The organism is Candidatus Photodesmus blepharonis, assembly GCF_000731795.2.
Taxonomy (GTDB): Bacteria; Pseudomonadota; Gammaproteobacteria; order Enterobacterales; family Vibrionaceae; genus Vibrio; species Vibrio blepharonis.
Genome location: NZ_JGVK01000027.1, coordinates 112,631 through 128,896, shown reverse-complemented (window position 1 = coordinate 128,896; position 16,266 = coordinate 112,631). Strand labels below are relative to the sequence as shown.

General features: G+C 35.6%; 10 protein-coding genes and 1 other RNA gene. 2 read left to right on the top strand and 9 right to left on the bottom strand.

The genetic code is table 11. The features are described 5' to 3' along the window. Window position 1 precedes the first annotated feature (1 nt). From rsmH to CF67_RS03505, 9 genes are all read right to left on the bottom strand, one after another. Window positions 2-955: a 16S rRNA (cytosine(1402)-N(4))-methyltransferase RsmH gene (gene rsmH, locus CF67_RS03545; RefSeq protein ID WP_034414510.1), complete on the bottom strand. Its 954-nt coding sequence runs from the start codon at window positions 953-955 to the stop codon at window positions 2-4. A gap of 114 nt (window positions 956-1,069) precedes the next feature. Beyond that, window positions 1,070-1,477, bottom strand: an RNA gene (rnpB, locus tag CF67_RS03540) — RNase P RNA component class A. Window positions 1,478-1,649: 172 nt separating this feature from the next. Further along, a complete protein-coding gene (gene tldD / locus CF67_RS03535; protein WP_034414508.1) occupies window positions 1,650-3,095 on the bottom strand; it encodes a metalloprotease TldD in 1,446 nt (481 codons plus the stop codon). Window positions 3,096-3,270: 175 nt separating this feature from the next. After that, a complete protein-coding gene (locus CF67_RS03530; protein WP_242633206.1) occupies window positions 3,271-7,125 on the bottom strand; it encodes a YhdP family protein in 3,855 nt (1,284 codons plus the stop codon). Window positions 7,126-7,973: 848 nt separating this feature from the next. Beyond that, window positions 7,974-8,462, bottom strand: coding sequence for a rod shape-determining protein MreD (gene mreD / locus CF67_RS03525; protein WP_034414504.1), 489 nt, complete (start codon window positions 8,460-8,462; stop codon window positions 7,974-7,976). A 14-nt stretch (window positions 8,463-8,476) separates the two neighbouring features. After that, window positions 8,477-9,340 (bottom strand): rod shape-determining protein MreC, encoded by an 864-nt coding sequence (mreC, locus tag CF67_RS03520; RefSeq protein ID WP_034414501.1) that lies wholly within the window; start codon window positions 9,338-9,340, stop codon window positions 8,477-8,479. 115 nt (window positions 9,341-9,455) lie between these two features. Then, window positions 9,456-10,502: a rod shape-determining protein gene (locus CF67_RS03515; protein ID WP_034414499.1), complete on the bottom strand. Its 1,047-nt coding sequence runs from the start codon at window positions 10,500-10,502 to the stop codon at window positions 9,456-9,458. An 852-nt stretch (window positions 10,503-11,354) separates the two neighbouring features. Further along, window positions 11,355-13,088 (bottom strand): arginine--tRNA ligase, encoded by a 1,734-nt coding sequence (gene argS, locus CF67_RS03510; RefSeq protein ID WP_034414496.1) that lies wholly within the window; start codon window positions 13,086-13,088, stop codon window positions 11,355-11,357. Window positions 13,089-13,195: 107 nt separating this feature from the next. Continuing rightward, window positions 13,196-14,101 carry a manganese-dependent inorganic pyrophosphatase gene (locus CF67_RS03505; RefSeq protein ID WP_034414493.1) on the bottom strand — a complete coding sequence of 302 codons (906 nt, stop codon included), beginning with the start codon at window positions 14,099-14,101 and terminating at the stop codon, window positions 13,196-13,198. Window positions 14,102-14,483: 382 nt separating this feature from the next. Here CF67_RS03505 and trpS point away from each other — a divergent pair, with 382 nt between their 5' ends. Next, window positions 14,484-15,500, top strand: coding sequence for a tryptophan--tRNA ligase (gene trpS, locus CF67_RS03500; RefSeq protein ID WP_034414491.1), 1,017 nt, complete (start codon window positions 14,484-14,486; stop codon window positions 15,498-15,500). Between the two features lie 68 nt (window positions 15,501-15,568). Continuing rightward, entirely contained in the window at window positions 15,569-16,249 is a 681-nt protein-coding gene (locus CF67_RS03495; RefSeq protein ID WP_034414488.1) for a TIGR00153 family protein, read from the top strand. The last annotated feature ends 17 nt before the right edge of the window (window positions 16,250-16,266 follow it).

Sequence of the window (16,266 nt, the reverse complement as noted above, 5' to 3'; positions counted from 1 at the left end):
TCTACAACTTCTGTACAACTCGCAACACTGAACTACGAGAACGAACATTAACTCCAATTTCATGTTTTGATGGTTTCACAGCTTTACCGATTACCTTAATATTTGCACTACCTAATTTGTTTATTTGAGTTTCAGTCAACGGAATACCACTTGGAATCTCAGGCCCTTGACTTTCTTTCCGAATGAAGGATTTTACTATACGATCCTCCAGGGAATGGAAACTAATCACTAATAAACGACCTCCAGGAACCAAAATACTTATCGCATTTTTGAGAATGGTCTCAATTTCTTCGATTTCACTATTAATATACATACGAAAGGCTCGAAATACACGAGTTGCAGGGTGTTTTTTTTGCCTAAAGCCTCTTGAGGAGGTAACTTTAGACACAAGCCTCGCTAACTGACTAGTTCGAGTGAGTGGTTCTTTTCCTTTGTCGTTACGGTGTCGAATAATTGCCTTAGCAATCCGATAAGCATTTCTATCTTCACCAAACTCGCGAATCACCCAGACAATATGATCAAGATCGGCCTCTAATAACCATTGAGAAACGGATACGCCTACAGTTTGGTCCATACGCATATCCAAAGGGCCGTCCCTCATGAAACTAAAACCGCGCTCTGCATTATCAATCTGTGGTGACGATACACCAAGATCCAGCAAAATCCCATCCACTTTACCCAAAATATTATAACGTCTAGCGTATTCAGCTGTGTTGGAAAATAGACCATGAATTATTGTAAAACGAGGATTATTAATTTTTTTCGCCTCTACAATGGATTGAGGATCACGATCGATGGCATAAAGATGACCATTTCTCTCTAATTTAGAAAGAATAGCCCGACTATGTCCACCAGCGCCAAAAGTACAATCTATATATATGCCATCAGACTTAATTGACAGCTTGTCTATAGATTCGTTAAGCAGCACGGCAATATGTTGAAATGATTTGGTCATACAAAGTATTAATCTCTAGAAATTAAGACTAAACTCTCTGAAGCTCAACATTTAAAACATGAGCACAAAAAAGAAAGATCCATCATAGCATATAAATGCTATGATGGATCTAATAAATGGAGTCAACATATAAGCCGGGTTCTGTACCGCTCGCGCGATGATAGCCATCCATCTAGACCAGCAATCACTCACTGGTTCAAGCAACCTACCCGCTTCCTTACGCGGGCAACGCAATATAATAGAAGCCTACTTGGTCTTGCTCCGGGTGGAGTTTACCTTGCTACGAACTGTTACCAGCCGCACGGTGCGCTCTTACCGCACCTTTTCACCCTTGCCTGTGCACTATTTTCTTTTCTTAAGAAATTTAGCCATCGGCGATATTCTCTCTGTTGCACTTGTCGTAAGCTTTCGCCTCCCAGACATTAACTGGCACCCTGCCCTGTGGAGCCCGGACTTTCCTCTCCTTCCATACAATTACCATTTTCAGGAAATTCATGAAGCAGCGGCTATCCAGCTAACTCCAGTTGGCATGGTATAGACAAACCTTTGGAGTGTCCAGTCTAAATCTAACTATTGTAAAAATCTGCATGCTAAACAACTTCAGATGAAACAGGATACCTAATGAAAGAAAGAATATAAAAAATCCAAAATTTCAAATCTATAAAAATCAAAGATAAAAGCCACTACACAATTTCTACTCAGTACCACCAACAGTAAGCGAATCTACCTTCAATGTTGGTTGTCCAACTCCAACTGGAATATTTTGTCCTGCCTTACCGCAAATTCCTACACCGTAATCTAAACTAAGATCATTACCTACCATAGAAACTCGTTGCATTACCTCGATTCCTGAACCAATTAAAGTTGCGTTTTTCACTGGAAAAGTAATCTGACCATCCTCAATTAAATAGGCTTCAGAAGTAGAAAAAACAAATTTTCCAGAAGTAATGTCCACTTGACCACCACCAAAATTAGAAGCATAAAGACCCTTCTTAACCGTCGAAATTATCTCTTCTGGTGTGTGCTGACCTGGCAACATATAAGTGTTGGTCATGCGTGGCATTGGCAAATGAGCATAAGACTCACGTCGACCGTTTCCAGTTGTATTGACTCCCATTAAACGAGCGTTTAGCTTATCTTGCATATAACCCATTAATATACCGTTTTCTATTAGAACATTATGCTGGCTATTCGTACCTTCATCATCAATATTTAAAGATCCACGTAAATTCTTCAAAGTCCCATCATCTACAATAGTACAAAGCTTCGACGTTACTTGCTGACCTATTTTTCTAGAAAAAACAGAAGACTCTTTACGGTTAAAATCTCCTTCAAGACCATGTCCTACTGCTTCATGCAACAAAACTCCAGGCCATCCAGAACCCAAAACAACAGGCATGCTTCCAGCAGGTGCCGAAATTGCCTCAAGATTTACAAGAGCCTGACGAATAGCCTCATCAGCAAATTTATACGCGATTTGAGAACCTTCTTTAGCGCATAAAAAGAAATCATAATCTAAACGCCCTCCCCCTCCAGAAGTAGCGCGTTCACGCCGTTTTCCTTTTTGCGCTAATACGCTAACTGAAAGACGAACTAATGGACGGCTATCACCTGCACAAGTGCCATCAGTTGCGAAAACTAATACTTGTTCATATGTACCACTCAAACTTATTGATACCTCATCAATTAGAGGTTCTTTAGTACGAATATAAATATCTAACTCTTTAAGAAAATTTACTTTTTCTTCTTTTTTCCAACTTTCTAAAGGATTTATTGCAGAATAATGATTCTGATGTATATTACGATTAAATACCTGAACTCTGCCATTTTTCCCTTTTTTAGCTATACTGCGCGCGGCAACAGCACTTTGCTTTAATCCTTCAAGTTGAATTTGATCAGAATAAGCAAAACCCGTTTTTTCTCCTGCTATCGCTCTTACACCAACACCACCATTAATGTTAAATGAACCCTCTTTAATCAGACTATCTTCTAAAACTAGTAACTCATTACAACTTGACTGAAAATAAATATCAGCATAATCAATATGACGAGTGACGATACTTGCAAGAACGTCAGTAACATCTCTCTCTATTATACCTGCTGGTTTAAGTAACGCATCTTCTATGCACCGCATAATCATAATTTACTCTTAATTTCTCTTTAAAGATTAATTTAAACCTAATAGTATTTCCACTAAACACTCAACAAACAGCGTTTAAGAAGTCTCTTGCAACATTCATTATTTAGCAATCAATCTTCCATTTTTTGAAACTAAAAACATTTCAGCTATTATAACTCTGTAGATTAAAATGATCTCAGTGTATTTCATGCTCATCGCTATAGCTTACCTTTTTTGCAACTTCTCTTAACTTAAATTCGCCTTTACTACGAGAAATCTCCTTAACCACTGGATTGTCTAACGGCCCTTTAACTTCATAATTAACTTGTGTAAAAACTTCTACAACAGGAGCAATAACAGTAGTAATAGCCAATACATATAAGGTAGTTTGAGGAGTTACAGCAAAAGCAGTCAGAACAGGTATTCCCGAAGTAATGTCGGGAACAAAATTAACTTCAGCATTAACAGTCTGTACTTTTAAATCCACTAATCCTTTTATATTCATTTGACCAGCTAAAGCATCCATTTTAATATCGTTAGTCACAAAAACACCTGATCGAATTTTGCCAGTTCCTATGATAGAGTTGAAAGCCATGCCTTTATCAAAAACGTCGCTGAAGTCTAGTTTCATTTTACGGATGATAGAATCCAAACTAAAAAAACCTAACAGATGCGTACCACCACTAACATCAGAGATTATTCCTTTGCCAAATTTACTTTTTACTTCCCCTTCAAGAGTATCTAACTTTATAGACCAAAGTGGACCATCCCATTCTAACTGGCTAAACAAGTTAAACGAAGCTTTTTGAACACCTGAATTAATACCGAAACGTTCCATTAACTCACTGTTATTCTCTCCAGTTATATGTAAATTTACATTGGTACGATTTTGATCCTTATTCAATACCCATGATCCAGTAGCATCAACCTTATTATTCCCGCTAGTCAAGGAAATTTTTTTCCACTCTACTATTTTTTCATTTTTTCTTTGAATTTCAACATCAACTTGACCTATTCTGTGCCCTTGCAACCAAAAATCGTCAATAACAAGAACTACATTTGGAATTGCTCGATGCAATTTTCGTTCAAACGATCTGACTAACGGCAAGTTTTCTTGCCGTATAATCAACAATGACTCCTTTTTAAACTTTTTCTCAACACTCAGAAAATACAGATGCAATTTTTTTAAAAATATATTGAGACTATTACGTGATTCGTCGTAACTAGCCTCACCTTCTACTTCTTTGCTCGTTAAAGTAAAATACCAATCTATTTTTTTTCGCTGAGCTAAAAAACTAACATCATGCCACTCAACATCACCTAAAACTAATTCTGATACATTAATTTTAATTTGTTGCGGTATTGGGATTAGGGATATATTAAGCAAATCTAATATAGATTGACTAGCTAAGGATGAACTAAAAAACATCATCCACTTATCCATATTAAACTCATCAGAATTAATCTCAGCATTATGTCCAAACACAGGACCAACTCCAAATTTTCCTTGACCAACAACTAATTTTGTTGCTGTTGGTACTAACTTCCCTAAGTTAATATTCATTTCAGCTTGATATTTAACTTCTAGCAATTCCAATTTCACAAGCATCGATTTTTTATTTCCCGAAAACTGAAAATGCATTTGACCTTCTTGGTTTAAGGTTTTCATCAACGGATATGGATAGTCACTTTTTATCATTTTTAAATCAGCAACAACATCAACTTTATATGTAAAATCAAAATCACTAAGTTGAATATCGATAGCTATTTCCAAGGGAGCATAACCAGATAAAGGTACTGCCCAACTTTCACCTATATATGGCTTCAACCTTTTAACATCAAATTTGCCCAATACATCAATACCAACCTGATAATTTCCTTCAGATTTTTTACTCAAAAAATCAAACAATATTGGCTGATTCAATAAATTAGCAGAGAGTCTTGAGGCTTTTACTACATTATCGTCGAAGGAAATGCGACCTGAAACTGACTCTAATGTCGTAGACAACATGCCTATATTAATATGATTGTTATTAAGATCAGCATAACCCCACACTTTTATTTTATCTTTAATGTTGAAAGGAATATTAATTCGAAAAGTAGAATGAATGTCACCGCTAATTTGAATAACATTGAATGCACTATTTGCAGTCTGAGCTAATGGAGAAATAAGTAGATAATCTCTAATTTCATTACCTGAAGCTACTATACTCATCTCGATGTCAACATAATCACTCTTATTTAAAAAAGGAACTACGCCAATTATGCGAGTAACTTTTACATCCATTAAACTTGCGTCATTCGAATCCAAATACACAAGATCATTTTCAAACAACAAATCAAGCTGCAGATTAACAATTGGAGGCCACGCCGCATTAAAACTAAACCTAGCTTTTTCTACTCCAACTGAAATTTGAAATATGCCATCGCGATTATGGTATGGGAAATTAGATAATTTTCCATACCATAATATCTTAGCAGTGCGTACATAGCCTGCCTGTATTTCAGAAAAAAAATAATTTTTAAATAATAAAGTTGACAAATAATTCCAAGTATTTTTGTCATTGTCTAAGTTAGCTTCAGCGTAAAAAGATAAAAATGGTGGGCTATGGTTTTTAGGCAAGTCTAAGCGAAATGTACCTAAAATTTGTAGTTCAGGAGTTAAAATTATTAGTTTATCTGACCATATAAACCAACCGTCCTCATTAGTTTGCCAAAAAAGATCTACTTTTCTTGTCTTAAGATTGATAGGCGATTGAAATATATTACCATAAAGTAAGCTATCATCAGTAAGTGTAACGGATGCTTTAGCTTGTTGAGTATTACCAGACACAAATGCAATAACATTATGAATTTCTGGATCAAAACCCCACTGCGCCATCACACTACCAGTTAGCTTAGCAGAATAACGTAAAGAACTTAAAGATCCCATCCCAGATACTCGGATATCACTCAACAAGCCAACTAATTTAAACTTATCTAAAAATTTGCTTATTGCATTGGAATTAGGAGCTAATTTAACAAGTGGCAGAATAGATCCCATATCAATTTGCAGCATGTTAAGTCGCCACTTCTTAGGCTGCCAATCAAAAACAATACTGAGCTTAGGCCAAAAAACGCCATCTGTTTGAATATTAAGTTCATGACTGTTCACTATCCAACCATTTCCAGTCGGAGATAATCTAAAGACACCTGACTTTATTAAAAATTGATGTTGAAAATCTTTTGTCCAAATAAGCTCTGATGGTCTTATCTCTGCATAAGCATCAATAGGCCTATTATGAACTACAGTCAACCAACTATTGAAACTAACTACTCCTCTTTCCAGCCCAGTTGCCTTTTGAAAGTAACTACTTAACCATGGAGTTATTAAAAAATCATCTGCAGATACATAAAACTCTCCAGAAACATCGTTTAATGACCCATGATCAATAAAATTAGCCTTAATTAGTACTGAGTTATTTGTCTTATCAGCACCAATAAGTCCCTCTATTAAGTGGCTTTTACCTTGATTTTTCCAATGTAATTTTTGAATGTTAAGTTGAAGATTTTTTTTATCATAAGATTTATACCAAACAGTTGAATCAAGCAGTGAAAATGCATTTATTCTCTTTAAGAACTGATCAAACTTAAAAACAATATTTTCTTTTAAACCTATTTTTTTTTCATAAAGTTTAAAAGGAGTAAGATTCCTAGCATTCAATCTAAGTTTGTGTATATTTATATTAGCAATAATAGGTTGCAGCTGAATCAATGATTGAATCAGATCTAACTTAATTTCCACTTTCTCAGTAGAAAAATAAGCCTTAGCATTCTCTGGTAACTGAGCAGTCACACCTTGTAAAGAAATTGACGGATAAGCACTGCTCCAAGAACCCTTTATTTTCTGAATTTGTAAATCAATATTACTAAGCTGACTCCCCCACTCTTGAACATTATCCTGAAAATGATTCAGATAGAAGAAGGTAACACGTAGAATGAGTGTTGTGACAATCAAGAAGACCAATATCGCCATCGTCAACCATGACACAAAGCGTAATAAACGTGTCAAACGTAAGCTCACAAAATTTTTATCAGCATAAGACAACAATATCAAACTGCTCTCAAAAATAAAATGGTTCAGCTTGAATACATACAATCGCCCCTAGTTCACCAATATGAATTAGAGAAGCAGTATAGATTAGAAGCTGCTCTGTCTTTTACGCATTTTTACATTCTCATAACCTTCACATCCAAAACAATGAGAATAAAAAAGGTTTTCAATACTTTTTCAGTATTCCTCAAACATCATACAGATAAAATCTGTAATGATAATTCTATCCAAATTACATACTCTCACTTGAGAAAAGCTATTTTTTCAAGACTATGACAACCAACAAACTCATTATTAAAGAGTACCGCATATTTCACATTTGGGTTCTAAGACTTTTGATTATTACAAACCCCTTAACTTTAATATCTTGAGTTCAAGACTTAATTCTTTCAATAGCGATACGAAATTAACCATAGCATTTATTTTTAACTCTCTGCAAAATAAAGTGATATTAAAAATTAAACTAGACACCTTTAAGTTCYTCAAAGATCTTTGATAAGCTGAACAACAATATTCTTTGTATTAAATATTAGATACGTATAAAAATATCAACAAAAGCCAAGAGCATTCTAGAGAATGCTTGACTAACTTTTCCTTTTCAGATTTTTTTAAACAAAATCACGTTTTCCCTTAAATTTTAGAACAAATTTTTTAAAGAATTCGATTCTTAAATAAGCATATGCGTTTCATTCAGCATAACATTTAACACCAGCTCTGCAGCCGTACAGAACACTATCAAAGTAAAATTTTAAGAACAAGCAACAGGTAGCCCTAATAGCCCTAAAATAATCACTTTCCGCTATCGATCATTTCACATTCCAATGACGGCGGGCTTTTCGCATTAATAAAAAGACCCAAGGCCAAAGCACACAGTTAACCAAACTACTCCATAAAGAGAGAAAATTAAAAGTGATATCTTGAATTAAGTACTCACCAAAAAAAATGAAAACTTTCAGAACTATTGATAACAAAGCCATTACAATCGCCTGCTGCCATAAAGCCATATTACGCAATACTAAAAAATTCAATGCCACGACGTAAGAAACAATAGACATCATCATACCTCGTATACCAAGCATTGAACCAAGTAATAAATCCCACAGCAAACCAAGTATCAATGCAGTGCCTACATTAATGCGATGCGGTAAGGATAGTATCCAATAGCAAACGACTAAAAGTAACCAAGAAGGACGAAGCAAATTAAGGATACCCGGCCACGGAAGAGTCTGCAAAACTAACGCGATAAGAAAGGAACCACTAATCACCAGTTGACTTTTCAACACACCATTACCCATAGACACATACCGATTTAACTTTCTTGAAAATCTGACTGCATCATGCTACCTGTACGGGATCCATTGGACCAAATCAGAAGCAAATACCTTAAACGTTCAAAGTTTGTAACTACATTAGCACTGATTGACACAAACTCCCTCTGATTATCACGATTAATTGTGGATATGTAAGCAACAGGATAACCTTCAGGATACACACCACCCAAACCTGAAGTAACCAGCAAATCACCCTCTTTTATATCAGTGCTAGCCGGAATATGCTCTAACTGAATAGTTTTCACATTCCCAGTACCCGATGCGATAATTCTAATATCATTACGAATAACTTGAACCGGAATTGCACTATTATTATCGATTAACAATAAAACTCGACTACTGTGGGCTGCAACAACAGCTACCTGGCCGACAATTCCATTTTCACTAATTACTGGTTGACCTTCATAAACACCATCAACACGACCCTTATCAATGACAACTTGACGACGGTATGGCGTACTGTCAATCGCCATAACTTCAGTGACAATTTTCCTTTCGTCACGTATGAATGAGGAATCAAGAAGTTTGCGAAGTCTTTTATTTTCTTCTCGATATTGCTCTAACAGCATTAAGTCGCTTTTGAGATATAAAATTTTTTCTTTTAAACTTTGATTTGAATGAATTAATGACTTGCGAGTATTAATACTTGAATAAAAACCACTAAATATTATTCGAGGCATATCTGCCATATAGTGCAATGGTGAAACTAAAGTATTAAGCAAATACCGAACATGTGAAAATGCATCTAAACGGCTATCAGCCAACATAAGAGAAATTGAAAAAATTATCGCCAAAAATAATCGAAGTTGAAGTGAAGGTCCTTTACCAAATATCAGCTTCATTCTATTAAAGATCCTACTAATACGAGTTTTAAAATACAGGTTACATGATTTAAATGTACCGATACAACTATACTATTTATTAAATATATCGAAGGATTCTGACAAAAACTTAAAATTATTCCTCGCTGAACAAATCACCACCATGCATATCAATCATTTCTAACGCCTTACCACCACCCAATGCGACACAAGTCAACGGGTCCCCTGCAACTACAACCGGAATACCAGTTTCTTCAGTTAACAAGCGATCAAAATCTCTTAATAGAGCACCACCACCAGTTAAAACCATACCATTTTCTGAAATATCAGAAGCTAATTCTGGCGGACATTGCTCTAATGCCAGCATGACTGCTGAAACGATACCTGTCAATGGTTCCTGAAGCGCTTCCAGAATTTCATTTGAGTTTAAACTAAAACTACGAGGAACACCTTCTGCTAAATTGCGACCTCGCACTTCAATTTCTTCAACCTCGTCTCCTGGATAAGCCGAACCAATTTTGTGTTTAATTCTTTCTGCTGTTGCTTCACCGATTAAGCTACCATAATTTCGACGTACATAATTAATAATTGCTTCATCAAAACGATCTCCACCAATACGAACGGAAGAAGAATACACTACGCCATTTAAGGATATAACTGCAACCTCAGTCGTGCCACCACCAATATCAATAACCATTGAACCTGTTGGTTCAGAGACACGAAGACCAGCACCAATCGCAGCAGCCATAGGTTCATCAATAAGATAAACTTCACGAGCACCAGCACCCAATGCTGATTCACGAATAGCACGACGTTCAACTTGTGTTGAACCGCAAGGAACGCAAACTAAGACACGTGGACTGGGTTTTAGAATGCTATTATTCTTATGAACTTGTTTGATGAAGTGTTGAAGCATTTTTTCAGTTACATAAAAATCAGCAATAACCCCATCTTTCATGGGACGAATCGCTGAAATGTTACCGGGAGTACGACCTAGCATTTGCTTTGCAGCACAACCAACAGCTGCAACACTTTTTCCCGATCTAGCACGATCCTGACGAATTGCGACTACTGAAGGCTCATCCAGAACAATACCTTGCCCTCTAACATAGATAAGCGTATTAGCAGTACCTAAATCGATAGAAAGATCATTCGAAAACATACCACGAAGTTTCTTAAACATGTTCTTCGCTAGCCCTAAAAATTAAAGTTGAGATAGTTGAATAAACGAATTGCCATCACGGCATCTAAAGGGTAAATGCATAAATTATCGTTCCAGCACACTTAAATAAAGAAAATCAAAAGAGCAGCTGAACGCGTTGTCAAAATAATAACGACAGCAAACAACCTACATCACTATTGCATAATTACATTGCATGGAACACTTAACTGAAGACATAGTATCTGTTCCTTGTATCCAAATCAATACCAAAATACTTCTGTGTTGACTAAGAAAAACTTTTTTTGAAAAAGCAAATTACCTATATTACTGCACTAAACTATGAAAATAATTATATTCGCCATTATACACTTATTTCTTTATGATAATACAACATAAAATCTTGTAGTATCAAAATCACGAGAATTTATATAGACGGGTAGTAAATTCTTCAAGGAAAAATCTTCCTTCCAAACAAACGGAAAATTTCCCTCTCTATGACAGTTATCAGATCTAATAATAAAAGTACATCAACTATCAAACGTAAAAAAATTCGTAGCAAAAATTAAGTGTATTACCGAAACCTATGAATCGACAAAATTCTGACTAGTTTTGATGTTAATAAATACATATTGATACTTTGTAAAATGAATCTTTCGGAGCAGCAAGCACTCTAACTATGCATAAAAAAGAACTAAAAAGACAGTGATGAAGAGAACTCCGTATAGATATGTATTCTACATTCTTCTCTTTAGGAAAATAAATAGAACAAACAAGCTGCGAGGACAACTAGATTAACAAATTTTATCAAAATCGCTAACAGGACTAAGAACGTTGATAAGGCAATTAATTTATTTTTTCTACTACTACGATCTCTTACATACGCTCCAAGGTATCAATACCTAGCAAAGATAAACCCTGTTTGATAATTCTTGCTGTTAGTGCAGACAACTTCAAACGACTTTGTTTAACGGATATATCTTCCGCAGTTAAAATAGGAAACATTTCATAAAAACAAGAAAATCGGCCTGCTAGTTCAAATAAATAGCTACACATCATATGAGGCTGCCCTTCACGAGCCACTGATCGCACTACTTCTCCGAACTGCAAAATCTTAATAATAAGTGCTCTCTCTTTCGCGTTGGTAATTTTAATCTCGCCTTCAAGAAACTCCATTGAAACACCTGCTTTGACAAATATAGAAATAACACGAGTATATGCATACTGCATATACAGTGCAGTGTTTCCTTCAAAAGATAACATCTCATCCCAATTAAATACATAATCGGTAGTACGATGCTTTGAAAGATCTGCGTACTTAATTGCTGCTATTGCAACTGTGCTAGCAATATTTTCTTTTTCTTTTAAAGACAATTTTGGATTTTTCAACTCAACTATTTTTATGGCACGTTCTTGAGCTTCATCCAATAAATCTGTAAGATGAATAACGTTACCCAATCGTGTCTTAAATGGTCGACCATTTTCACCTAACATCATACCAAACGCATGATGTTCTAAAGACACATTTTCAGGAATATAGCCCGCTTTACGAGCAATGATCCAAGCTTGCATTAAATGCTGATGCTGACGAGAATCAACGAAATAAAGTATACGATCAGCACCCAAACACTCACAACGATACTTTACACAAGCAATATCAGTAGTAGTATAAAGAAAAGCACCATCTCGTTTTTGAACAATGACACCCATAGGATCGCCATCTTTATTTTGATATTCATCTAGAAAAACAACTTGTGCACCATTGTCTTCTTTAGCTAAACCTTTCTTCTTAAGATCGGCGACTATACCCGGGAGCATTCCGTTGTATGTACTTTCTCCCATAATATCGTCCCTAGTTAAAGAAACATTTAATCGCTCATAGTTACGCTGATTCTGAACCATTGTGATCTCAACCAATTTTTTCCATATGTTACTACAAAATTGATCACCATTTTGTAACTTAACAACACAGCTACGAGCTCTAACCGCAAACTCCTCATCTTCATCATAAAGCTGCTTCGACTCGCGATAAAAAGCCTCCAAATCAGACAGATTCGTCGACACTACACCTGATTTTTTCTGAACAAATTCAAGGTTCGCAATGAGCATACCAAACTGAGTACCCCAATCTCCAATGTGATTAACACGAATAACTTTATGACCTAAGAATTCTAGTACGCGCACAACAGCATCACCGATAATTGTGGAGCGTAAGTGACCAACATGCATCTCTTTTGCAACATTTGGAGCAGAATAATCGACAACTATAGTTTGAGTGACTTCTTTCTCTATTCCAAGAGAATCATCTCCAAATGCAAAATTTGCCTTTGAAAGTAAAAAATCCTCATTTAAAAAAATATTAATGAAACCAGGTCCTGCAATTTCTATCTTGTTTGCAATTCCGCTAAGATCTAAGAAGTCAAGCACTTTCTTTGCAAACGTTTTTGGATTCACACCTAGATTTTTGGCGATACCCATGACACAATTTAACTGGTAGTCACCAAACTGTACCCTTGTTGATTCGCGAACAGCGACAAAACTTCCTTTAGGTGCACCAGCGTCTTCAAAAGCTTGAGATATTTTATTATTAAGTAGTATTTGAATATTCACACGCGCTATCTTGAACTCCTAAAACTTAATATCACTCCAAAGTAATAGAAATCTAAACTTAATGAGGCTTCGAAATTGATACATATCGAACATGAACTGTAAAAATTCTAAAGAAGTTTAGCCTGAATCCAAGGCCAAACCTGCTTTTTACGACTCAGTGTATTTTCCATTACAAGCATGCCCTTTTTCCAAAATTTATCTAACTTAAATGCCCACTCACCCCTATAAATTAAACAAGTTCGATTCGTTGTAATATCCGTAAGCATCAAGACAGCAAGTGCCAAATCATTTTCTTTACAACGATGCTCAAGATCAAATCCTAACGCCTGGATCATACTATCCGCTTGTTCTAAAGCCGCAAGCTCAACTTGAGCAACAAGGACATTACGAGCATGTACCAGATACATTTTAAGATCTTTCTCCACTAACTGAGTTGCAGATAAACCCTTAATATTTGTCTTGGCAATCATGAGCATCTTGATAAATGCATCTAAATCTTCAATTTCAGCAATTTTTGATAGCTCTTGGACTGCTTTTCTATCTTTTTGTGTACAAGTTGGAGAGGCAAAACCTACTGTATCAGAAAGAATCGCGGATATCATAAGAATTGCTAATTGGTAAGTGATTTTTATCTCTTCCATCTGAAATAGGTAAAACAAAATAGTGCATGTACAACCAACAGGCCAAATCCAAACTTCTAGAGGGTTCACTGTGGTCACATCACCTAACCTATGATGATCAACAATACCTAAAATTTCAGCTTGATTAATATCATCTGGTGCTTGCGATAAATCAGTATAATCGACTAACCATACTTTTTTACCAGCAATGCTTGTGATCAGTTCAGGTTCTTCCACACCTGCAGTTTTAAGAATGTACTTCGTCTCATAATTAATTTCACCCTGACGTATCGGCTTTGCTTTGAGACCACGTGCTTTAAGCAACTCTGTGGCTGCTAAAGCGCTACAGATACTATCGCTATCTGGATTTTTATGACCAATAACTAAAATCATCCTTAAGTTTCCCATTTTAAAGCATGCTAGCTTTTATCTAAAACATTACCAATTAAGCACCGCATCTTACCTCTTTTTTCAAACATTGTCATTCTCTACCAAGAAGACTCTTGCTTCCCTGTTCTTAGTCAGATAAGCAAGCTTTCGTTGCAATTATTTTAAACAACACTATAAAACATTAAAAAATTTCAAAATCAACGTGCAAAAAACTCATATTCTCCCACTCACCTTGTATTTAAACGTACATTTTATGATAAATTCTAAAACAGAAATAGATATTCAGGTGTACAAATACAGAATAGTTAACTAACAAAACTGCTAGTAAAATACCTATCAATAAGTACACTACTTATGAAAATGTTAAATATTGAGGTAGGTAATTATGAAAAAAAATATCGTTCTTAGCGGTATTCAACCATCAGGTGACTTAACCATAGGCAATTACCTGGGAGCACTACGTCAATGGAAACAAATGCAAGATGATTATGATTGTCAATACTGCATAGTAGACCTTCATGCTATTACAGTTCGTCAGAACCCCAAAACACTATACGAAACAACCCTAAACACGCTTGCTATCTGCCTAGCTGTTGGTGTTGATCCAAAAAAAAGCTCTTTGTTCGTTCAATCACATATACCACAGCATACTCAACTCAGCTGGCTTTTGAACTGTTATACGCAAATGGGAGAATTAAAGCGTATGACTCAGTTCAAAAATAAATCTCAACGCTATGCTAACGATATAAATATAGGTTTATTCAATTATCCTGTATTAATGGCTTCAGACATTCTGCTTTACGGCGCTCATCAAGTTCCTGTTGGCGAAGATCAAAAACAGCACCTAGAACTAGCCCGTAATATTGCGATACGCTTCAATAATCTTTACAGTCCTCAAGATCCGATCTTCACTGTACCCAAAGCGTATACTCAAGATGCAAATGCACGAATAACTGGATTACAGGATGTAGATAAAAAAATGTCAAAATCAGATGATAATCGTAAGAATGTGATCACCCTTCTAGAAGAACCCCAATCAATTATTAAGAAGATTAACAAGGCTCAGACTGACTCTGAAATACCACCACGTATTGTTTATAATTCAGAAAAAAAAGCTGGAATTTCAAATTTAATAAGTCTTTACTCAGCAGCAACGGGTAAAACTTTTTCCGAAATCGAAACACAATATCAAAATGTTGAAATGTATGGATCGTTTAAAAAAGACGTTGGTGAGGCAATTATTGAAATGCTTCAACCAATAAAAAATGAATATAAACGTGTTCGTCAAGATCAAAGTTATTTAGATTTAGTAATGCGAGATGGAGCAAAAAAAGCTTCAATCCGTGCCGAAAAGCAATTAAAAAAAGTGTATAAGACAATTGGATTGATTACTCAAAAATGAGAAATGTATTACGGTTTTTTTTCAAAAAAATTGGCAACCTTTAATAAATTCAAAATTTGGAGGGAAAAATGTCACCTAATACCATTATGGGGTTGTTCGCGCAATCCCCGATTAAACCTTTGCAACGCCATGTGGTTTATGTAAATGAATGTTGTTCACATCTGGTAGATTTTTTTGAAAGCTCTTCGCGAGGAGATTGGAAAAAAGCATCCGACATTCATTTGCAAATATCTCGTCTAGAAGAAAAAGCTGATAAATTAAAACATGAGATTCGTCTTAAATTACCTAGCGGTTTGCTGATGCCTGTCAACCGTACAGACATGCTTGAATTACTAACTCAACAAGATAAACTTGCTAACCTAGCAAAAGATATTGCTGGTCGCGTTTATGGTCGTCAATTGATTATACCAAAAACGTTGCAAGAGGGCTTCATCATTTACTTAAAACGCTGCCTGGAGGCAGCTAATCAAGCGCAAATGGTGATTAATGAACTTGAAGAGCTATTAAGAACTGGATTTATAGCTCGTGAGATAACACTAGTAGCTGAAATGATTCATCAACTCGATGAAATTGAAGATGATACTGATAACATGCAGGTGAAACTACGTCAAAAATTAATGGAAATAGAAGCAGAACATAGTCCTATTGATATCATATTTTTATATGAGATTATAGAATGGACAGGTGGAATCGCTGATCAAGCTCAACGTGTAGGTACACGTTTAGAACTTATGCTTTCGCGTTCTTAACATATACGATACATAAC